Below are 20,382 nucleotides of genomic sequence, written 5' to 3'. Positions count from 1 at the left end.
TGATTACGCTTCGACCCGCATCAACCACTCGGAAAGCTACAGCGACGGCCACGGCAAGCACACCAACATGGTGGAAAGCTATTTCAGCCGCCTTCGCCGCATGGTCGCTGGCCAGCACCACCACGTTTCGCACCGCTACCTGTGTCAGTACGCCAATCACGCCGCATGGCTGGAAGATCATCGCCGCCGGTCAAATGGCGGCAATGCCTTCGCCCTGCTTGGCGGCGCGCTCAACCACCCAGTTTCGCGGATATGGGCTGGCTATTGGCAGCGGGCGTCGGTCTAAGTGACCCGCGCACGACGCGCGGGTTGAGGTGTACATTTTGACCGGCTTGAGGGAGTTCTTTTGTGAACACCAATGGCAACTCTGGCGCATTTCGATCTGGCCTCTTGCCGGTTCCGGTGCGAGATGGCTTCGAAAAGGCAGCGTAGGGAAGGGTCTCTATTGGAGGTAACTGTGGTCGCTGGTTCTGGAACCATTCGTCTATCGCCATAATTTGGATTCTAGGAATTGACCCATGCACAGTCTTAGCAAAGCCGGCGACGACGGCTTCCTTGAGCATTTCCCGAGTCGGCGCATTCAGACAGATAAACAAACCCATCTCTGCCTGCTCGCGCTCAATGACGCCGCGAAACTCCCGCACCATAGCCGGATTAACATTCTTTCCCGCCTTAACTGAGGTAAGCAATCTTCCGTATGATCGGCCGGGGCCATTAGGGAAAAACAATTCTCCATCAATGCCTCGGTCGGCACCTTTCTTCACTTCCTTCAGAAGATGAACACCTAACAGATAATTTGCCCACCACTGGAACTGGAACGGATCGTTCTTCGCCAAGTCGGCTGCAGTTTCGTAGTCGGCTGGGATGCCGATTGATCTTGGAACACGCAACGCGCCGAAGTGCTCGCCAAGCCGCTCTTCGATCACGTGGATAGCGTGAATTGATACATCGATACCAATCCAACGGCGACCTAGGGTCTCAGATGCGTGAACTGTGGTTCCGCAACCGCAAAATGGATCAAGGACTAAATCGCCCTCATTCGACGACGCCTTGATGATCCTTTCCAGCAACGCGAGAGGCTTCTGGGTCGGGTAGCCAATTCGCTCTGCTGACTGTGGGTTAAGCGAACTGATGTCAGTCCAGCAATTGCCAACTGGGGCGCCAGTATCATCATCCATCCTAAGCTTGCGGTATGGCTTGCCATTGGAGGTCCAGCCAAGATCGCCTCGCATGTCGATAGCTGCCAGTTTGTCCTCTTCCATTCGCCAGCCCCACGGACTTGGGTCATAATCTTTGTACACGTAGCTGAGGTTTTCTCGCGCCCCCATACTCGGTGAGCGAACTACCGGACCATCCGTAAACGGGCCCAAATTGTCGACTCTGTCATACTTTTCAAGTAATTCCTCTTTTGAAAGAGGTCGCTTAATTCTCTCTATACGGAGAACTGCGTCGTCGCTTTTTGCATAGAATAGTATGGAATCCGTGTCTGGGCTATACCGCTTTGCTTGATGCTGTGAACCTTTTGGGTTTCTGGATCGACGCCACGTTACTTCATTTCGATAGTTTGCAACGCCAAAAATTGCATCGAGTATTATTTTTAGGTAATGGCTAGCGGTCGGATCACAATGCAGGTACATGCACCCAGTGGGCTTTAGCGCGCGATGAAGTTCCACCAAACGAATAGCCATCATGACCAAATAGGCCATCATATCGCTATCGCCCAGCGCTGCGCGAAGCGCTCGAACGATGGCGCCGGTCTCGCCGCCGACCGTCGTCAAGAGATGCTCGTATGCGCGCTCTGCCTCGTAACCCCATATCCAAAAATCTAAAAATGCCCCCACTTGAGCGCTGCTGACATCTTCACGGGGGCTTTTAAATAGAACGTTGTATCGCGCATTGCTGTTGAAAGGCGGGTCGAGATAAATAAGATCGACGCTGCCGGGCTCGACATATTTTCGAGTGACATCAAGATTATCGCCGAAATAAAGCTTGTTCATCGCCGCCACCTTTGCCACGCCGTTTTCAGAATAAACCACGAAGGTTAATTAAGATGAATCGCGCTCAACCAAGCTTTTCGGCGCTGCCAATTCTTTGTGCCTTGGTGCCGGATCGGCTCGACAAGGGACACGCCCCAGCCCTTCGCCTGCACGATGCGGCGCGCCGTCTCTTTGTTCGTCGCGCTGCCTTCCGCCTCGTGCTTCACGATCAGCCTGTAAAGTTCGCCCTTGCGGAAGCGGTTTGGCTTTCGCCGTAAAGGCGTGATCAGCGCCGGGTCGCCCTGATAGCCAAGGATGAGCAGTACGGCGTCAATGTGCTGAAGCTGGTCGGCCAGGTTCGCACCCTTGAACCGAATCGCGCCGGAAATCTCCGCACGCTTCGCGACCAGCGTGTTTATCGCGTGCTCATATCGGGTGGAGCGGACAATTGGGGGCAACTCTTGGCATCCCCGGATTCTAGGGGAACGAGCTACCGCGTGCTTGGTCTATGTTGGTGCGTTTTGCTACATAAGACCGCAAAAGCCTGACCTTTGCCAGTCTTCTACGGGCAAGCGTTCGCGCCAAAAGTTCAAAGCCGCGTCCATAACATTCAACAATGAAAGCCAGCCTCATCAGATCGAGCAGAAAGTCGTCGATGGCATGTGTGAGCGCGTCAGACTTCTGTTCAAGCTGAAGCAGCAAGGCGCGCGCCTCTTCGATCGCGGCCCGGCAACCGTCTGCGTTTATCAGGAATCAATCCTGTCTAAGATCTGCAAGCCCTCACCTCGCCCCAAGCCAGACTCAGCGCATCGAACGCCGTTGGAGAGAGTTTCCGACGAAAGAACATCGTCGCGTTTCGCGAAAAGGCATCGCTCGGCAAAGTGCCCGTTGATGAAGCATGCTGCGTCAAACGACAAGCAAGAATCCGGGCTCCACCCCGTGATGTCTTCGAAGGCGGGGTGAGCCGGCTCGGGCATGCGTCTCGGCCGCAACCCTTAATCACGAGGAACTGTGCCGCAAGGCAAACAGTTTCTCTCTATTCTTCTAGCCGCCACGGTTCAGCCTAGATTACATGGGAAAACGGCAATAACGCAAAGCAAAGGTTGGCAAAATGAGTAGGGTGGCTGGATCAAATGATGATTTGGCTGCACCAACGACCTTTGCGCCACTTTTGCAGCCCACCTTTCGTTCGATCTGGCTCGCCACGCAAGTCTCGAGCCTCGGCTGGTTGATGCAGACTGTTGCCATCAGTTGGCTGATGGCTACCATCTCGACTTCCGATCTGATGGTTGCGCTGGTGCAGGCTTCATCGAACCTGCCCGCTTTCATTTTGTCCGTGTTCGCCGGGGTTCTCGCTGACAATTTCAGCCGTCGCAGGGTTATGTTCGCCGGCCGCTGCCTTATGGTGATAGCATCTGCGATGCTGACCGCTGTTGTAGCGCTGGGCTTTCTCGACCCATGGATGATTCTCGGCTTCAGCTTTTTAATCGCATGCGGCGGCGCTCTCAACGATCCCGCCTGGCAGGCGTCGGTTGGCGATATGGTGGACCGGCGCGATGTTCCCGCTGCCGTTACCCTGCTTTCCGTTGGCTTCAACACCGTACGGACCGTGGGCCCGGCGCTCGGCGGCATCGTGGTTGCCTCCTTCGGGCTTTTGGCCGCTTTTACCGTGACCACCCTCACCTATTTGGTACCCTTGGCTACCATATGGCGCTGCAAGTGGAAGGTCCGCTCGTCGCCTCTTCCGCGCGAGTCGATGAGGAGGGCCATCTATGACGGGCTGCGCTTCACGGCGATGTCATCGGAAATCAAAGCGGCGATCGCACGCGGAACCCTCTTTGGCCTGGCGAGCATCGCCATACTCGCGCTGCTGCCGCTGATTGTCCGCGACCAGTTGGGAGGAGGCCCGCTCGCCTATGGCACGCTCATGGCAGGTTTCGGAACAGGCGCGGTCTTCGCCGGCCTCTCCAACAGCCTGTTCAGACGGAGCTTGTCGCAAGAACAGCTGATGAGGCTCTCCTGCGTCGCCTGCGCGGCGTGCTCCCTCTCCCTGGCGCTTACCTCTTCGATCGGCGTGGCGGCAATTGCACTTGCTTTGGGCGGCGCAGGCTGGGTCACTGCCTGGTCCGGGGTTGGCGTGAGCGTGCAGCTGGCAAGCCCGCGCTGGGTCGTGGGGCGCACGATCTCCATCTACTATGCATTGATAGACGGCGGCATAGCGGCCGGCAGCTGGGTGTGGGGCACCGTTTCCCAGAATCATTCGCTGACCTGGGCGCTAGAGGGTTCCGCTGCGGCCCTGCTGCTCGTTGCTGCAGCCGGCGTTCTGTTTCCTCTTCGCGAGCGCCGCGAGTCCGAGCCCGATCCTTTGGAGGAATTCGACGCCCCAGCTGTCGCTCTCAGTTTGAAGCCGAGAAGCGGCCCGATCGTGGTCAAGATCGAATATCTGATAGCCGAGAGAAATGTCGAGGCCTTCCTCGACCTCATGCGGCAGCGGCGTCATGTACACAGCCGCGTCGGTGCTCGGAACTGGACGCTCCAGCGCAACCTTCAGAAGCCTATGCAGTGGACAGAAACGTTCCGAACGCCGACCTGGACCGACTACCTTCGCCTCAATCATCGTCTCACGGAAGTAGACAAGGAATTGGACGAGCGTGTCTTCCAGTTACACGCGGGAGAGAAAGCGCCTCAAATGACGCTTTCGATTGAGCGGCCGACAAGCTCGGCCCGGAAACCCGACCAGTCAATCCTTCACCTTCCCCGTCATTGAAGCCTGACCTTCCCATATCTGGGCATCAGCGATCGTTAAAGATCCGGGTGATGGATGAGAATCTCGGCGGCATCCGTGTCGTGCGTGCCTTCGCCGCGCAGCCGCACGAGCTGGAAAAGTTCGACCGCGCCAAGGAGGACGCGCCTTGATCTCGCCAATGAGGGCGTTGACATCCGTGTCGGCAACACCAGCGCCATGAATTTCTCGTTCCTGACCGCCATGGGCCTGGTGCTCTGGTTCGGTGGCCAGAAAGTGATCGCAGGTCAAATCAGCGTCGGCACGCTGGCCCTGTTGCTCACCTTCATGACCATTCTACAGATGCCGGTGCGCTAGCTCGGATTGATGGTCAACTCGTTCGCGCGCGCCTCGACCTGCGGCACGCGGCTGTTCGAGTTGCTCGACGCCGAACTTGACATCGAGGACGCGGCAGGCGCCAGGGATCTCGTCGTCACCGACGGCGTGCTGCGCTTCGACAATGTCGGTTTCTGCTACGCGGGCTCGGGCGGCCGCCCGACGCTCTCCGGCATCTCCTTCGAGGCGAGCAATGCATCGCCGTCTAGGCAAGGCGAATGCTCCGGACTTCCCAGCCTTTCTTGCCTTGCCCGCATTCGACAAACACCTTCTGTCCCGCCACCAGCACGCTGAGCCCTGAGCGCGTCAGGGCGCTGGCATGAACGAAGACGTCCTTCTCACCGTTGTCAGGAGCAATGAAGCCGAAGCCCTTTTCGGGTTTGTACCACTTGACCGTGCCCCCGCTCTCCAGCTGCGCACCGGTTTCAACGAAGGTCCCTTCAGCGACGCGCGTATGTGACGGAGTTTTCGCGCGGTGATCGCCGATCTCCAGCACCTGCGCGACTTGATGACCTTTTGGACTTTTTTCGACCGTGATCTTGAGAGGCGTTCCCGCGGCAACATCCCGGCTTCCGGCCGCCTCTAACACTCGCACGTGCAGATAGGCCTCCGTGCCGTCCGACAGTTTGACGAAGCCAAAACCCTTGCTGACTGTGAACCACAATACCTCCGCATCGACAGGATCTGCCGTCACGGTCGGCGGGCGCTGAAAATAGCTTGGCTCGGAAGTCCGTTCCGAAAAGGAAACGGGGTCATCGTCATAGCGATGCCGGCGTGGCTCGCGATGGTCTCGATATTTGCCCATGATCATCTCGACTGGCATGGATGGCGCACTGCGCTACCGTCAAGATAATCTCAATCGGGCGACGCGTTTATGTCAAAGGCCATGATGGCCGCAGCTGTGCCCGGCTATCGGCCGAACCCTTTGAAACTAGATTCATTTCCCCTGAAACAATAGTGCCGGCGAGTCGATTTACTGACTCGCATAGGTTGTGTTGGAGCGAGAGTGCGATGATGCTGGCGCGGGCGCACTGGAAGGGCTTTATCAGGCATTGCGGAAAGCCTGCTCCGGGTTTCTTCAAAAGGAACCGAACGGCGGGTCGACGACCATTTGCGCCGGCTCCAGGCCACGGGGCAGGCCTGACCGTGCATGATCATCATCTCCAGCGTCACGCCCAGCGTCGACGCCAAGCCGTGGAGAACCATGCCGCGCTGTCGCCGACGAGAACAACGTCGCAATGTCGATCGACGAGCTTTGAATCGGCGCACTCAATGGGCCTCCTTCCCCAAGCACGGATGTCGCGTTGGCACTTTTTGTGCAGCTGCGAAGAGCTAAAATCGCCACGACGGGTGGTGTTGACGCGCCGACAATTATCAGACAAAACGGAATTCAATCGGTTCAGCCGCCTACGCGGCAGGGCTCTGCTCAACGACGTCGGGGACCATGGACGATCGCGCAAAAGGGATTAGGAAAGGCGGAGCTGGAGGCAAGGCCAACGACGTCAACGCGGACTTGATCGCCGTTGTGGTCGCCATGGACAGCAGCGCCCCCTGCGTTCTGACCATCCCGCAGGCAAACGCCCTGCCCTCCGGCCCGTTCGAGCTTGCTCACCGTTCGCTGCAGTCGGGCCTCAGGGGATGGGTGGAACAACAGACCGGCCAGCCGCTCGGCTATATCGAACAGCTCTACACCTTCGCCGATCGCGACAGGGTTGGCGCTGACGACCGCGTGGTCTCTATCAGCTATCTGGCGCTCACCCACCAAGACGAAGCTGGCGACCCGGCCGGGCGACACTGGGGAAGCTGGTACGACTATTTCCCGTGGGAGGATCACCGCTCCGGCACACCGGCGGTCGTGTTGGACGAATTGCGGCCGCGCCTGATGGAATGGGCGGATGGCACTGACGACGGTACGACACGCCTCGACCGACGACGGCGGGCGGCGATCGCCTTCGGCTTTGACGACCGCCATTGGAACGAGGAACTCGCGCTTCAACGTTATGAGCTGCTCTACGAAGCCGCCCTGGTGGAGGAAGCAATACGCGCCGGACATTCCGCTGCGCCCACCTCGGTGTCGGGCAGATCGATGATCGCCGATCATCGTCGCATCCTGGCGACCGGCATTGCGCGGCTGCGCTCCAAGATCAAATACCGGCCGGTCGTATTCGAACTGATGCCGCCGGTCTTCACGCTTTTGCAGCTGCAGCGCACCGTGGAGGCGCTTGCCGGCAGGCTCGTGCGTAAGCCGAACTTTCGCCGGCTGATCGAGCAGCAGGAGCTGGTCGAGGAGACCGGTGAGACAACCGCGGAAACCGGCGGCCGGCCGGCGCAACTTTATCGCTTCCGTCACGCCGTTCTCGACGAGAGGGTGATAGCCGGAACAAAATTGCCGCTCTCGCGGGCTTGACCCGCCTTGCGCCAGCAGCCCTGACGATGTCGCGGACGGCTTGGCCCTTGTGAGAGCCGGGATTGTCGAGAATGACGATGTCGCCCGGCTTCAGTGTTTTGTTGAGTTCGGTTTCGACATAGACGCGAAAGGCCTGCGTATTGATGGGTCCGTCAATGACCCAAGGCGCCTCCACCCGATCATGCCGCAGCGCGGTGATGAAGGTCATCGTCTTCCAATGGCCATATGGTGCGTGGGCCATCAGCCGCTTGCCGCGCACACCCCAGCCGCGCAACGGCGCCATGTTGGTCTTGACCCATGTTTCATCCAGGGAGACCAGGCGCGTAGGGTCAATGCGGGTCTGATAGCGCATCCATTGCGCACGCCCGCGCATCAGCTTTGGCTTGAGCTGCTCGGCCGGCAGAACGGTTTTTTTGAAGCTCTTGCCCTTGCGGTGCAGGAAGCGACCGACGCTCGCAGGAGACCACGTTCAGCCAGTGCCGCCGTCAATTGATGAAGCGTCATGTTGGCATCTCGCTCAACCTCGCCCAGGACGAAAGCACGGTGCTCCCCGTCGATCAGATAGGGCCGATGACCACCCATCCTGCCGGGTGCCGCACTGCCACGGCGACGCTTGCGGCCTCGGGCGTTTCCTGGGCGAAGGCGGTGGCGATGAAAGCCGAGACGACGCCACAGACTGGGCTGGCGGATAGTAGTTCGCGAGTCAGCCATGGTAGCGGTCGCTACGAAGCGCGCAGCACTTTGTCATCGGTACATTCCGTCCCATGCCTGAAATGAGCAGTGCAGCCATGTCGCCTCCTCCGCAGTCACCGTGGCGAAAGCAATCCTTCCGCTGCCACACGGACCTAATGTCGCCTGGCACTAGCTTGCTTCAGCAAACCACTTAGCGCAATTGGAGCTACCGTGCCCGCACCGCAGGCGAGGTCCGGGGAGGTTTGCTCACTCAGTTTGCCATTCTGGAAAGTCGCGTTCTTGCCAACGCGCATATTCGAGATATTCTCTCGCAATCGCCTCTACAAGATCTTGTTGGAGCTCTTTGCGAAGGCACGGCATTTCGCTGATTGCCAAGCTGTGCTCTCTCGCAAAATGAATGGCGCAACGATATCCGTCAACGTCTTCCAAAGTGGGACGGACTGCATCTTCCTTCCACTGATCCGCAAGTTCCTGCAGCAATGAAGGTTGTCCTTCTCTTGTGACAAACATGTCTGTGACCCGACGCTTGGCTCTCTCCAGAAAGGCGTCCGAGTTGCCGAGCCGAAACCGCCTTACATGCCACCGAAAAGCGCCATCCCAATGCTGACTTCGCGCCATTAAATTCAGAAGGGAGATCGAACCGCCTTCGAGGATGAGCCCCGGCTGGGAACTACGCTCATCCACTTGCATTATCAGCTTACGATGGGCGGTCTCGGCGTCGATGATGCCCGCGGTTAGCGGGCGCGAATCCAAGTAGATCCGCAGGGTAGATTGCAGTTCGGAATCCGAGGGACGCCCGCTGCCGGTGGCGATTTGAGGACAGCATTGTACACGATCCAGCGCAATGACCGGCCATCCGGTCTCTCGTGCAATTTGGATTGCCGCGTCTGTTTTGCCGCTGCAGGTCGGCCCGTAAATCAAATAGATTAGCATGTGTATGCCGCTTAGTTTATCGGAACTAACCGCCCCCCAAGCACAAGATACTCGGTAGGCTTTCACCGGACTTGTCGCAAACATTTTGACAAGCGGCGATTATGGCCTGAAACGACGCCATTTTCCAACTTTGTGAAGTCCGAAAGGGCGCAAGCAGCCCGTTCTGGTCGTTCAGTCCAGTCACCAACGCCTCTGTTTGACGTTTGACGACGGTCCACTTTGCACATCTCATGCCGACTGTGACGCAACGCGGCACCGCAGGATGGTGACCTCGTTGTCTCCGGCAAAAGATCCTTGCGCGTCTTGGGTTAATCGAGGCGGCGGCGCACGGGCGCCTTATTGCGGAACATGGCCAGGAAGGCGGCTGATCAACAAAAGTGGAAGACGGTGTCCCGACGACCTCACCGATTTGTGAGGCGACCGAGGATCTGCCCGACATCGTCGATCTCGTCCTCGAGGTGGGCCGTGTGCCGGCCGCGCCGCCAAAGCCTCCTCCCCTGCCGGTCCGGCTGGAAGCCTCGTCGAAACGGCACAGGAGTACACCAAAGCCGCCAGCGCGCAAACACACAGACCGCCGGCGCCAAGGATTTGGCGCTTTTTGCGTGGCGTCCGCTCCGATCTTCCGGAAGGGGAGCTGGCTGCTGTTTTCTGGGCACTCGCTGCGCATCGCCGCTGCGCAACGCGGAACTGGACATCGAGCGGCTACGCGATGAACCGTATGGTCTGCCATTGTGAGGCTCTTGCTCGACACTAATGGCCTCTCCGAGGTGACGAGGCCGAGCCCTGACGCGCGCGTGCTGGAATGGATGACGGGCTCGATGAAGACCGCTCATTTATCAGCGTTGTGTCGATCGCCGAGATCCGGCGCGGCGCTGCCCTCATGGACAAAGGTCGGGAACGTGACGCACTGGCCGGATGGCTCGCCCGGGACCTGCCGCAGCGCTTCGAGCCGAGAGTCCTGCCCGTGGACGAAGCCCTGGCCTGGGGCGACCTGACGGGCTTCGCGAAGCGGCGTGGCCGCGGTCTGTCATCGATGGACGGGCTGATTGCAGCCACCGCGATTTCCTGACCCATCACATGGCGGGGATATTCATGCGCTGACGGCGAAACACCCAGATGTCCCGCACCTACCACGATCAATATGGAAACGCCTCGGTGGCAGCCACGAGGTCGATGTCATTGAAGATGAGATGAAATAGGCGGATCAGCTCTGCTTTTCGCATCCTTGACGCGCGCTTCATAACAGGCCTCGGCCGAGGGCGTCGAGTTTAGCTTCCGGTTGGATGCTTGCCCTTACCTGTGGCTATGCTTACGGCCATCCCGATCGAGAAAAGCATCGAACGCGGCAGCGACAGCGCGAATTACAAAGCGATGCTCCCGCCGTACGCGGACAAAACCGTTTTCGAAGTCCACTATCCCGTCCTCGGCCAGCATCGCCAAGCGTTCAGCTGAATCGAGAAGACGGATCGGATCAGATCCGTGGGCGGCACAGATTGCCTGCACATCGGCCTCGAGATCGCACATTACTCGCTCGATAATTGCGGCTCGCACGCGGTCGTCGTCGGTGAGGCGATAGCCCTTTGACGTCGCCAGACGGCCAGCTGCGATGTGCTGGATGTAGGAATCCCGTGTAACTTCGTTTTGGACGTACCCCTCGCCGACGCGGCCGATAGCCGACGCGCCGAAACCGATCAGGGTTCTGCAGGTGGTGGCCGAGTAGCCCAGCGAGTTACGCCGCAGGCGACCCGTTTTCTGTGCCAGCGCGAGCTCGTCGTCCGGCAAGGCGAAATGGTCGAGCCCGATCTCGCGGTAGCCGGCGGCAATCAGCGTCGCGGCCACGGCCGCATACTGTTCGGCGCGGGCAGCGCTGCCCGGAAGAACTGCCTCCTCGATGAGGCGCTGATTCTTTATAAGCGACGGGATGTGCGCATAGCCGAACACCGCAAGCCGGTCGGGGCGCATTGCGACCGCCGCCCTCGCGGTCTCGACGCAGGACTGCACCGTTTGATGCGGGAGACCGAAGATGAGGTCGAAGTTGATGCGGCTTACTCCATGCCGGCGCAGCATTTCCACGGCAGCCGACGTCTGCGCCTCACTCTGAACCCGGTTGATTGCTTTTTGAACAATGGGATCGAAGCTCTGCACGCCGAGACTCACACGGTTCACGCCGGCTGCTCCTAAGGCCTCGGCCATCTCGGCCGTGAACGTGCGCGGATCAATCTCGACGGCAACCGTAGCTGTTTTCGTGAGAGCGAAGCGGCGTCGCAGGAACTCCATCAGAGCCAGGAACTCGGCTGGTCCTATGAGAGACGGCGTTCCGCCGCCGAAATGCATGTCGCTCACGGGCAGCGTCTGCGGCGCTCGCTCCGAGACCAAACGGATCTCGTCACGCAGGGCCGCCAGATAGTTGAGGATCGGCGCATCATGGCGGGTGATGGTGGTGGGGAAGCCACAATACCAGCAAGCTGATCGGCAGAACGGAACGTGGAAATAGAGCGACACCGGATCGTCAGCCGGCAGGTTCCTGAGCCATTCCTCATAAGCCTCGGCGCCGACCGCCCCAGAGAACTCTGACACAGTCGGATAGATAGTGTACCAAGGCAGGCCGGCCTCGCGATATTTTGTGGTCTGCAACAGTTACCGTCCCATGCTGATAACCGCCAACCTTACCGCTGCGCTCGCCTGTGTCTTTGCGCTATGTCAGTCCGTTCCGCTTTGGGCTCGAAACTTGTATTTCTCAGCAACAGCGGCCGTTCAGTCTTGGCTGGTCGGTCAGCGACTGGCCATGGCTGTTCCCGCCGCGACCCTCACGCGCACCGTTGGTTCCACCATCCCTTCCCTTCAGCCTGCGCCTGGTCGAGTAGATTCTGCTGAGCGCGGCTGCCGCATCCAACGAGATAACACGGCGTTGGGACCAGACTTTGCTCGCCAGCTAGCGCAGCCCCATAGTGATCTCTGGCATCTCGATGAGCTCGTTGTGTGAATTGCTGGCAAGAAGCATTAGCTGTGGCGCGCCGTCTATCAGGACGAGAGGCTGCTCGACGCGACCGTCAGGTCGGCCGCAATGCCAAGGCCGGCGCGCCTACTGACTCCGTGGTGGAGGCAAGGCTGCGCGTCAGCGCGTGATTACCGATCATCGCGCTCGCCAAAATGATGGCGTCGTACCGAGCGGTGCCGCCGCATGATGTCTCAACGTCGGGGCTCACAGCAAACAAAGCTGTCGCCATTGAACGAAACTGTCGCGAAGCGAACAGACGAACCGTAGCCGAAACGTTTGCCGTTCGTGCTTGGGTTGATCCGCAAGGCAAAAAGGAAGGAAGAGCGAACCAAGGTCCGCCGGCACACTTGAGCTTCAAGCCGCAGCTGCGTCGTCAGGATGGCACGTCTTTTGCTGTAGAAGCCTTTGTGACGGCCCGCCCCAACTAGCGGAGATGACGGGGATGATTTGTACAGAAATGTTGGATGGCGTCGTCTCGGCGATTATTATATTTGTAATAACAATTGCATATTTGTAACAATAACGCCCAATCATATTCTCAATTTCTGATGAATATCTGGCGTGACGAGCGCATCAAACTGCTCAAATTCAACTCAATGCGCATCGTTATCGACTGTTTCCTTAGCAAGAGTTCATCACTGACGTCCATTCCTTTTACTCTTTGAACGGAGATCAACAATGAACATTAGGAGCCTCCTCCTCGGCTCAACTGCGGCACTGATTGCCGTTTCCGACGCTCGCGCCGTGACCGCCGTTGCCGAGCCTGACCCGACTGAGTACGTTAAAGTCTGCGACGTCTACGGCTCGGGCTACGTCTACATTTCAGGCACTGAGACCTGCGTGCGCATCGGCGGCTATGTCCGTTACGACGTCGGCTTGAGCCATGTCGGAGTGGTTGATCACGCAAGAACCTCGGATGTGAGGACTGGTGAGCATCAGGGCACATGGCAAAACAACACGCGCTTCACATTGAAAACTTGGACCGGCCAGGAGACCGAACTCGGCACGTTGAAGACCTACACCGAAACCCGCATGAACTTCGGCAACCGCCACACTTCGGTTTCGGACAGTTCTCGGTCCTATGCCTTCAACGGAGACAGCACCTTGACTTTCGCCTGGATTCAGCTTGGTGGCCTCCGAGTTGGTAAGGACTGGTCGGCCTTCGACATGTTTATTGGCGGCGCGGGTGACGTACTCAACCAGACGCCGGTTCCGTACGGCGCTTTCGATACCAATGTGGTTCAGTACTACTTCGACGCCGGGAACGGCTTTTCGGCCGTGGTTTCGCTCGAAGAAGGCTCGGGCGTGGTCGGCACAATCGACAGCTACGCACCGCACGTAGTCGGCGGCTTGAAATACACACATGGCTGGGGCGCGATCACCGGCGTTGCCGCTTATGATAGCAACTACGAATCGGTGGCCGCCAAGGTCCGTGTCGACATCAATGTCACCAACGAACTGTTGCTGTTCGGAATGCTCGGCTACGGTTCCAACGGCAAGCTCAACGACGACTCCACGAACGCCATCGACGCTCATGGTCGCGGCTTCTATAAGAGTTGGGGCGGGAACTGGGCTTTCTGGGCTGGCGCCGCTTACGAGCTCAACGAGACAACTTCGTTCAAGCTTCAGCTCTCCGGTGATCAGCTCAAGAACCATGGTGTCGCTGCAAACGTCGCCTATGCGTTTCTTCCAGATTTCACAGTTACGGCGGAACTCGACTATGGCCGATACGGTAACTTCGCCGTCGGCAAGGTGGACGGCGCTTCCAACATGAATTGGACCAACGCCAACAAGAAGAGCAGTGTCGGCGGAATCCTGCGTTTCGAACGCTCATTCTAACGGATGAAAGGGCGCTGAGGCAGGCATCGCATGTACTTGTCGTCGGCGGATCAGACTCCAGTGGGGGTGCCGAATCGCGCGCGATATCGAGACGCTCTCCTCCATGGGCGTGCGCAGCTGCCTTGCCGTCACTGCGGTGACGGTGCAAACACACGACAGCGTCACGGACATCCTTCATCTGCAACCCGGTCTGGTGGCCGATCAGATGCGTGCAGCGATCTCGCGGGCGTCGCGGCGTAGTGAGCGCGGGCGCGGCGTGATGATCGTGGCGGGAGGGAGAGGTAAGGAGCGTCTTTCCTTTGAGAATTCGCGTTTACGGGTACCCACGATGCACAACGGGCGAGTTTTTCAAAGAGGCGCGTCCTCCTTCGAAGCGCTTCGGAGGGCCAGGCTCTAGGCTCGCCCCGAGCCCCTGCGTAGCCTGCGGGGGAGCTGGGTCTCGGCCCATCCGGGTAACGATCCTTCGCGCGGCTATGGAAACGATCGCATCTCCCGATTATCGCATAACAAACTTGTTATCGCACGACTTAAAAAACTTGCAACTCAACAGCATCATTGACTTGTCGCTTATCAGCACTATATACTTGTAATCGCACAGCTCTAAAAAAGTTGCAAAGGCACGGCCATGGCCAAGCCCCATGAAAAACTCGCTGTATCACTGGCCGGCCTCAAAGAGCTGCAGGAGGGTGGGCGGCGCATATTCAAATCAGATGAGCTGACCCGCGTCCACCGGGAGCGGCTGCTGCAGAACGGGTTCCTGCGCGATGTTATCAAAGGCTGGCTCATGTCGACCGGCCCGCAGGCACGGCAGCAAGACACCACCCCTTGGTACGCGAGCTTCTGGGAGTTCTGCTCCCTTTACTGCAATGACCGGTTCGGCAAGGACTGGTTCCTCTCACCGAAGCAGTCGCTGCTTCTGCACGCGGAAGCGCCCACTATTCCGCCTCAGGTGGTGGTGAACACCCCCAAAGGCACGAATAACAAAATCGACCTGCTGTTCGGCACTTCGCTCTATGACCTCAAGGTCAAGGAGATGCCGGCCGAACTGACAGAGAAAAACGGCCAGCGCGTGTTCACTGTCGAGGCCGCCCTTACCCGGGTGCCGGAAGCGTTCTTCCAGCGCGCCCCTATCGAGATGCAGATCGCCATGGCGTCGGTGCGCGACGTATCAACCGTTCTGGCCCTGCTGCTTGATGGCGGCCATTCCGCCGTGGCGGGACGGCTTGCGGGGGCCTTCCGTCGCGTAGGACGCGACTCTTTTGCCGATGAAATCGTGGCCGCCTTCAAAGCCGCCGGCTATGACGTGCGCGAATCCGATCCGTTCGCGGGACAAATTGGAGTGACAACTATTGCGGCGGGCGTACCGCCGTTGGTCGCCCGCCTGCGCGCGATCTGGCAATCGCAGCGCGAAGCCATCATCGAGATATTCCCGAAGGCACCCGGACTGCCGTCCGACAAAGACGCCTATATGAAGTTCGTCGAGGATATCTACGAAAGCGACGCCTACCATTCGCTGTCGATAGAAGGGTACAGCGTCACCCCGGAACTCATCGACCGGGTGCGCGAGGGGAGCTGGAATCCGGAGATTGATGAAGAGGACCGCAAGAACCGAGATGCGCTTGCCGCGCGTGGCTACTACCTCGCATTCCAGAAAGTCAAAGACTCTGTTGCCGCGATTATCAACGGCAAGCCAGCCGGCGCGTTGACGCGGGACACTCACCGGGAGTGGTACCGGGAGCTGTTCGCGCCGTCAGTGACCGCCGGCATCCTCAAAGCCAGCGCGCTTGCGGGATATCGCAATCACCCTGTGTACCTGCGCGGCTCGCAGCACGTGCCGCCGCGTACCGAAGCGGTGGCCGATGGTATGAATGAGCTGTTCGACCTGCTGGAGGCGGAGAAGGAGGCCTCCGTGCGTGCCGTGCTGGGGCATTGGCTTGTGGGCTATGTGCACCCCTATCCGGACGGCAACGGACGAATGGCGCGGTTCCTCATGAACGCGATGCTGGCTTCAGGCGGTTACCCCTGGACAGTCGTCAGAGTCGATGACCGGAAGGCCTACCTCGCAGGGCTGGAGGAGGCGAGCGGCAATATGAATGTGAAAACGTTCGCCGCCTTTCTCGCCGAACGGGTGAAGTGGTCTATGGAGAAGGCGGCGTGAGGTCGGTGGTGTGCCATGTTTAACTTGCTTGTCTCGGGCCACGGCGAGTGGTGGGAAAAGCCGCCGTTCACGTCAACCATTGACCGGTTCAAGGAATCTAGCGGCGCCGAGGCCGAGGCTATCGACCTCGCGCCCTGAAACATTGCGCCGGCTGGAGGAAATCCCGGCGCTTTTGATGTACGAAGTCGGGGCGGGAGGCCCGCACGCGCGCGTGGTCCGGCACAGCCGCATACGCAATATCGTTCGGCGCGGACACGAACTGGCCTTCACCTTCGAGCCCGATCCGAAACATGCCTTTCTCGACCGGTCAGCGGTGTTGAGAATTGCGGACCGGCTGGGCATTCAACAGTTCGAACAGCACCGTACGCACTGGGCGATCAAGGATGGTGACATTCCGGCCGAGCTGATTGCCACCAGCACCGCTGAACGGGCGCAGCGCACCATTGCCGTGGTTGCGGCAGAATATGTAGAAGCGCGCCGCGAGGGACGAAGGAGAGAAGCTGCCGAACTGACCGAAGAACTGGAGGATTTTCCTCCCTCGCTGGAGAAAGCACTGTCGCTCGTGCCGGCGCGTATCCTTCAGCAGCCGACACCCGAATTATACCCGATCCTTGGGATAGAGCCCCGCACGCCCGAAGGCCGCAACGCCGTCGTGGCCGTCGTCGCAAGGAATCACAATGGGCAGGACTTGCCTGCCGACTGGTCTTATTCGCTGGCGTGGTTCCTGGACCTTTACGGCAGCGCGACGGAAGCGGGGCGCCTTGACGGCGCGCTGGCCGAATGGGCAACGCATGTGATCGCGCTCGGCACTGGCGAGGGAGAAGCCGCCGCCCTGGTTGAAGATATCGGCTACGCACTCTGGCTCTGTTCGCGAAGCCCGAAACTTATCGGCGATCTGGCCGGGAATCGCTGAGATAGCGCAGGAGGTTTTGTAGCTTACCAAAATCAACTGGAACTCGACCCAGATCAACCAGAAGCTTCCCATTCCCATTCTAGCAGCCAGAAGAGTGGGTGAGCTCTTTAAATATCTATCCGAGGAATCGATAAGCTCAGACTATCTCGCAAGTATACATAGTTTTTTTGTTATAGAGTCTGCTCGGCTGCAGGCAAAGAGCCAGGATAAAATTCAGCACGAAAGCAGAATTGAATGAAGGTGGGCTACATGGAGTTCTCATTTGCGTATGCCTTCACCGAAAACCTTATCCGGTCATCGTCAGCCGCACCTGTAGGCGCGCCGGTCTTTCCAAACCTCATACAGGAGGGGCATTCTGGCTTTGACATCCGCATCAATTTCCCAGGGGTTCCGCTGTTTTTCCAGTACAAGCTTCCGGAGCTGATGAAGCGAGGAACTGCCTTTGAGGTTGCGAGCGGACATTGTCCCGGTTTGTCGATACCATTTTTTCGGATTGCGATGATGCGCAGGGATGTGTCGCGTCAGCATGAACTGCTTCTTCGGTTTGAGGCGCGCTATCCGTCAAACGTCTTCTATGCGGCTCCTTGTTTCGCAAACATCAGCGATTTCGACCGCTCTTATTTGGAGCAACCGTAGCACGGCAGTCCATTTTCGTCTCACCAGGGGATATTGGGCCCTTGCCAGACGACAAAGCGCACAGCCTTGCCTATAAACCTGGACTGGCAACTGGATATTTTTGCTCGAAACCCAAGCCCACCAAAGTTCAAACATTGATGATCTCGCTGCGCTCTTCAGGGAGCAGTTCGCCGAGAAGCGTTTTGCGGAAGTCGGCGAGGCGGCGCGTGAGATGCGCGAAAACGTACTTGAGCTTGCTTCGCCGTCAATGCGGCAAGCCGAACAGCTCATTGCTGAACGGGTCGGCGCGAGATGCATTCAGATTCTAGACGGCGCAGCCAGACCGCCCGAGGAAGAGCGCGCAGTCACTGACATTCTCGTAGCGCGGGAAATTGCGCGTGTCGATCTTGGCGTCGACCTGCTGGTGGCCCAACCACGCTAACGACATCATACCTCGCTGATTAGCCCAGCTTTTGTCTAGGCCACAGTTATGAGACTACGAACTACTTGGCCAGGAAGAAGATCGGATTGAAAGCGAACCTTCCTTGTCATCTTTGCATCACGGTCAGTCTCCACGAGATTGACCGCTGCAAGCCGGGAGCAAGACCGGGCTGCGCAAACGTTGCAACAGATCCTTCAAGGAAATTCATAGACTCTTAGCAACTCCGGTTCGCTGTGAATGGTAGGCTTATTGCAACGTTTAAGTCAGTGGGGTCCGAACCGTGGCTCCGACCCGCCGAACTGCGTGCAATTTCGGCTAAAGGCAATGGCAAGAAGAGCGCCCATCTTGTTTGTTCGACACAGCCATATCGGCTCAAAACAGTATCTTCACGGCCACCGAGATTGTCCGGTCGGTGGACAAGCAACCATATTATTTGGTTCGAAAGCTGCAACATCTGTGGAGAACGCGAAATGACAAATTCAGTAGGACGAGTGCCCAGGCTTTCCAAGTGGCTTGGTCCTGACCAATGCTGACACTGGTCAGTCGCCTACGGACGGCAGCGCATTTAGATCGCCTTCGAATTCTAGGCCTTTGCGCGCACGCGGACCTAACTGTCTGCCAGCTAGCGGAGATTCTGGGTCTGCGTCGTGAGCACGTTGTACGACACGTTCGGCTGCTGGCCAGAGCCGACTTTCTTTACTGCAACGAACAACGTCCGTGGTGCTCGTACAATCTCAAAACGGGAGGTAAGGACGGCGGGCTGGTTCAATTGTTGGTTGATCTCCTGCCCCACGGCGATGGCTATCACAAACGAGACCTTCAACGGCTCGAAGCGGTACGAGACACGCGGCCGAAGGGGACCGCATGTTTAATCGTGAAGTAGGTCAACCAATTGGAGCGCGAAGCTACCATGGACAAATCCGCCGATGGCGCCAGCGCGCAGCCCGACACCTATGGGCGGTCTTCCTTGGCCGCGGTTGACTGCCGCGTTCACGAGCTGCTTCTGAGACAGGAGCGGCAGGAGCGGACGACCCTCAAGCTCATCGCCTCAGAGAACTTTGCGTCCTCGGCCGTGCTGGAAGCGAACGGCTCCATTTTCACGAACAAGTACGCCGAGGGGTACCCCGGTGCGCGCTACTACGCTGGAAATGAGATCGTTGATGAGCTTGAAAATCTAGCCATTGAGCGCTTGAAAACACTATTTGGCAGCGAGCATGCCAACATCCAGCCTTATTCCGGCTCGCCGGCCAACCAGGCTGTCTATCGTGCGCTTTTGAGTCCCGGTGACAAAGTCATGGGCTTGCCCCTTCCGGAAGGGGGCCATCTGACTCACGGTTGGGCCATCAACTTTTCCGGAACTGACTATCAACGCGTCCCCTATGGACTAGATGAAAAGACACAGCAGATTGACTATGACCGCTTGCGCGAGACAGCCAAGCGGGAACGGCCGCGGCTCATTTGGGTCGGCGGAACTGCTTACCCGCGTGTCTTCGACTACGCGGCAGTGGCAGAAATCGCCCTGGAAGCGAACTCCTATCTCGTAGCCGACATTGCGCACATCAGCGGCCTGATTGCCGCGGGAGCGCACCCGAATCCCGTGCGCCATTGCGACGTGGTCAGCAGCACCTCCCACAAATCGATCCGCGGTCCCCGCGGTGGTTTCATTTTGTCTAGGAACGAAGATCGCTATCAGGCCCTGTATCATACAAAGAGCAAATACAATCTCGCCAGACGAATAGACCGGGCGGTCTTTCCTCACCTGCAAGGCGGGCCTCACATGAATGCCATCGCTGCGCTAGCGGTTGCCTTGCACGAAGCCGCGAACCCGTCCTTCCGAAGCTACGGCCAGCAGACCGTCAAGAATGCCAAGGCTCTTGCACAGGCACTGATCGAGCGAGGTTATGACCTGGTTACCGGGGGGACGGACAATCACATGCTGATCCTTGATCTGCGCGATCGACCACTATCGGGCAAGGCCTATGCGGAGCGGCTAGCAAAGGCAGGCATCATCACAAACTTTAATATGGTGCCTGGCGACCCGCGCCATCCTGCGGTCACAAGCGGAATTCGCTTGGGGTCGCCCGCAGTGACGTCAATGGGCATGCGCGATGTGGAAATGGTGCAAATTGCTGGCTTCATTGACTGCGTCCTCCGGCGGCCTGATGACGAAGAGCTCCATGCCTGCGTGCGAAGAGACGTTGCCGATTTGTGCGCTGCGTTCGAAGTCCCAGGCATTACCCACAGGTAAGGTGGGCTAAGCAAAATGCCCCATACAACTCCAACACCCGAA

General features: G+C 58.5%; 15 protein-coding genes and 6 pseudogenes. 14 read left to right on the top strand and 7 right to left on the bottom strand.

What is annotated here, in order from left to right; genetic code table 11:
- Positions 1 to 16: 16 nt before the first annotated feature.
- A pseudogene (locus tag NKH98_RS24390) lies at positions 17 to 286 on the top strand (transposase); the annotation flags it as partial.
- On the opposite strand, the gene NKH98_RS24385 reads toward NKH98_RS24390, so the two are convergent.
- The gene (locus tag NKH98_RS24385) at positions 231 to 1,997 is read right to left on the bottom strand and encodes a DNA methyltransferase (protein ID WP_352902399.1); all 1,767 of its coding nucleotides are present in this window, start codon (positions 1,995 to 1,997) and stop codon (positions 231 to 233) included. The pseudogene NKH98_RS24390 and the gene NKH98_RS24385 overlap by 56 nt on opposite strands.
- A 44-nt stretch (positions 1,998 to 2,041) precedes the next feature.
- Complete coding sequence (locus NKH98_RS24380) at positions 2,042 to 2,434, bottom strand: hypothetical protein (protein WP_352593203.1); 393 nt, start codon at positions 2,432 to 2,434, stop codon at positions 2,042 to 2,044.
- Positions 2,435 to 3,087: 653 nt separating this feature from the next.
- Here NKH98_RS24380 and NKH98_RS24375 point away from each other — a divergent pair.
- On the top strand, positions 3,088 to 4,743 hold the full coding sequence (locus tag NKH98_RS24375; protein WP_352595614.1) for an MFS transporter: 1,656 nt from the start codon (positions 3,088 to 3,090) through the stop codon (positions 4,741 to 4,743).
- Between the two features lie 32 nt (positions 4,744 to 4,775).
- Positions 4,776 to 5,325 (top strand): annotated as a pseudogene (locus NKH98_RS24370) (ABC transporter transmembrane domain-containing protein); the annotation flags it as partial.
- On the opposite strand, the gene NKH98_RS24365 reads toward NKH98_RS24370, so the two are convergent.
- A complete protein-coding gene (locus NKH98_RS24365; protein WP_352902395.1) occupies positions 5,300 to 5,899 on the bottom strand; it encodes a cold-shock protein in 600 nt (199 codons plus the stop codon). The pseudogene NKH98_RS24370 and the gene NKH98_RS24365 overlap by 26 nt on opposite strands.
- Positions 5,900 to 6,175: 276 nt before the next feature.
- A pseudogene (locus tag NKH98_RS24360) lies at positions 6,176 to 6,392 on the bottom strand (3-methyl-2-oxobutanoate hydroxymethyltransferase); the annotation flags it as partial.
- Between the two features lie 146 nt (positions 6,393 to 6,538).
- On the opposite strand from NKH98_RS24360, the gene NKH98_RS24355 reads away from it, so the two are divergent.
- Entirely contained in the window at positions 6,539 to 7,501 is a 963-nt protein-coding gene (locus tag NKH98_RS24355) for an NUDIX hydrolase (protein ID WP_352469024.1), read from the top strand.
- Positions 7,502 to 7,508: 7 nt separating this feature from the next.
- On the opposite strand, the pseudogene NKH98_RS24350 reads toward NKH98_RS24355, so the two are convergent.
- A pseudogene (locus NKH98_RS24350) lies at positions 7,509 to 7,784 on the bottom strand (transposase); the annotation flags it as partial.
- 209 nt (positions 7,785 to 7,993) lie between these two features.
- Between NKH98_RS24350 and NKH98_RS24345 the strand changes: the two are divergent.
- A complete protein-coding gene (locus tag NKH98_RS24345) occupies positions 7,994 to 8,278 on the top strand; it encodes a hypothetical protein (protein WP_352595609.1) in 285 nt (94 codons plus the stop codon).
- A 162-nt stretch (positions 8,279 to 8,440) separates the two neighbouring features.
- On the opposite strand, the gene NKH98_RS24340 is transcribed toward NKH98_RS24345, so the two are convergent.
- Positions 8,441 to 9,127, bottom strand: a complete 687-nt coding sequence (locus NKH98_RS24340; protein WP_352595606.1) for an isopentenyl transferase family protein — start codon at positions 9,125 to 9,127, stop codon at positions 8,441 to 8,443.
- Between the two features lie 731 nt (positions 9,128 to 9,858).
- Between NKH98_RS24340 and NKH98_RS24335 the strand changes: the two are divergent.
- Positions 9,859 to 10,193 (top strand): annotated as a pseudogene (locus NKH98_RS24335) (PIN domain-containing protein); the annotation flags it as partial.
- A gap of 227 nt (positions 10,194 to 10,420) precedes the next feature.
- Here NKH98_RS24335 and hemN read toward each other — a convergent pair.
- Complete coding sequence (hemN, locus tag NKH98_RS24330) at positions 10,421 to 11,761, bottom strand: oxygen-independent coproporphyrinogen III oxidase (protein WP_352595605.1); 1,341 nt, start codon at positions 11,759 to 11,761, stop codon at positions 10,421 to 10,423.
- A gap of 1,042 nt (positions 11,762 to 12,803) precedes the next feature.
- Here hemN and NKH98_RS24325 point away from each other — a divergent pair.
- From NKH98_RS24325 to glyA, 8 genes and pseudogenes are all read left to right on the top strand, one after another.
- Positions 12,804 to 13,964, top strand: a complete 1,161-nt coding sequence (locus tag NKH98_RS24325; protein ID WP_352902391.1) for a porin — start codon at positions 12,804 to 12,806, stop codon at positions 13,962 to 13,964.
- 14 nt (positions 13,965 to 13,978) lie between these two features.
- Positions 13,979 to 14,187 (top strand): annotated as a pseudogene (locus tag NKH98_RS24320) (bifunctional hydroxymethylpyrimidine kinase/phosphomethylpyrimidine kinase); the annotation flags it as partial.
- A gap of 402 nt (positions 14,188 to 14,589) precedes the next feature.
- The gene (locus tag NKH98_RS24315) at positions 14,590 to 16,122 is read left to right on the top strand and encodes a Fic family protein (protein ID WP_352902388.1); all 1,533 of its coding nucleotides are present in this window, start codon (positions 14,590 to 14,592) and stop codon (positions 16,120 to 16,122) included.
- A 15-nt stretch (positions 16,123 to 16,137) separates the two neighbouring features.
- Positions 16,138 to 16,260 (top strand): hypothetical protein, encoded by a 123-nt coding sequence (locus tag NKH98_RS24310; RefSeq protein WP_352902385.1) that lies wholly within the window; start codon positions 16,138 to 16,140, stop codon positions 16,258 to 16,260.
- 37 nt (positions 16,261 to 16,297) lie between these two features.
- Positions 16,298 to 17,035, top strand: coding sequence for a hypothetical protein (locus NKH98_RS24305; protein WP_352902382.1), 738 nt, complete (start codon positions 16,298 to 16,300; stop codon positions 17,033 to 17,035).
- 234 nt (positions 17,036 to 17,269) lie between these two features.
- Positions 17,270 to 17,671 (top strand): hypothetical protein, encoded by a 402-nt coding sequence (locus tag NKH98_RS24300; RefSeq protein ID WP_352902379.1) that lies wholly within the window; start codon positions 17,270 to 17,272, stop codon positions 17,669 to 17,671.
- Between the two features lie 100 nt (positions 17,672 to 17,771).
- The gene (locus NKH98_RS24295) at positions 17,772 to 18,092 is read left to right on the top strand and encodes a hypothetical protein (RefSeq protein WP_352902376.1); all 321 of its coding nucleotides are present in this window, start codon (positions 17,772 to 17,774) and stop codon (positions 18,090 to 18,092) included.
- A gap of 910 nt (positions 18,093 to 19,002) precedes the next feature.
- Positions 19,003 to 20,340: a serine hydroxymethyltransferase gene (gene glyA, locus NKH98_RS24290; protein WP_352902374.1), complete on the top strand. Its 1,338-nt coding sequence runs from the start codon at positions 19,003 to 19,005 to the stop codon at positions 20,338 to 20,340.
- The last annotated feature ends 42 nt before the right edge of the window (positions 20,341 to 20,382 follow it).

Source organism: Mesorhizobium sp. M0833, from assembly GCF_040319905.1.
Classification (GTDB): Bacteria; Pseudomonadota; Alphaproteobacteria; order Rhizobiales; family Rhizobiaceae; genus Mesorhizobium.
The sequence above is the reverse complement of the archived record's forward strand: the minus strand, read 5'-3'. Positions and strand labels throughout refer to the sequence as shown.

Excerpts from the sequence above, each read along its gene's own strand:
- NKH98_RS24325 (WP_352902391.1), top strand. The coding sequence starts at position 12,804 with ATGAACATTAGGAGCCTCCTCCTCGGCTCAACTGCGGCACTGATTGCC.
- NKH98_RS24345 (WP_352595609.1), top strand. The coding sequence starts at position 7,994 with ATGAAGCGTCATGTTGGCATCTCGCTCAACCTCGCCCAGGACGAAAGC.
- glyA (WP_352902374.1), top strand. The coding sequence starts at position 19,003 with ATGGACAAATCCGCCGATGGCGCCAGCGCGCAGCCCGACACCTATGGG.
- NKH98_RS24355 (WP_352469024.1), top strand. The coding sequence starts at position 6,539 with ATGGACGATCGCGCAAAAGGGATTAGGAAAGGCGGAGCTGGAGGCAAG.
- NKH98_RS24365 (WP_352902395.1), bottom strand. The coding sequence starts at position 5,899 with ATGGGCAAATATCGAGACCATCGCGAGCCACGCCGGCATCGCTATGAC.
- NKH98_RS24340 (WP_352595606.1), bottom strand. The coding sequence starts at position 9,127 with ATGCTAATCTATTTGATTTACGGGCCGACCTGCAGCGGCAAAACAGAC.
- NKH98_RS24385 (WP_352902399.1), bottom strand. The coding sequence starts at position 1,997 with ATGAACAAGCTTTATTTCGGCGATAATCTTGATGTCACTCGAAAATAT.
- NKH98_RS24310 (WP_352902385.1), top strand. The coding sequence starts at position 16,138 with ATGTTTAACTTGCTTGTCTCGGGCCACGGCGAGTGGTGGGAAAAGCCG.
- NKH98_RS24375 (WP_352595614.1), top strand. The coding sequence starts at position 3,088 with ATGAGTAGGGTGGCTGGATCAAATGATGATTTGGCTGCACCAACGACC.
- NKH98_RS24305 (WP_352902382.1), top strand. The coding sequence starts at position 16,298 with ATGTACGAAGTCGGGGCGGGAGGCCCGCACGCGCGCGTGGTCCGGCAC.
- NKH98_RS24300 (WP_352902379.1), top strand. The coding sequence starts at position 17,270 with ATGAAGGTGGGCTACATGGAGTTCTCATTTGCGTATGCCTTCACCGAA.
- NKH98_RS24315 (WP_352902388.1), top strand. The coding sequence starts at position 14,590 with ATGGCCAAGCCCCATGAAAAACTCGCTGTATCACTGGCCGGCCTCAAA.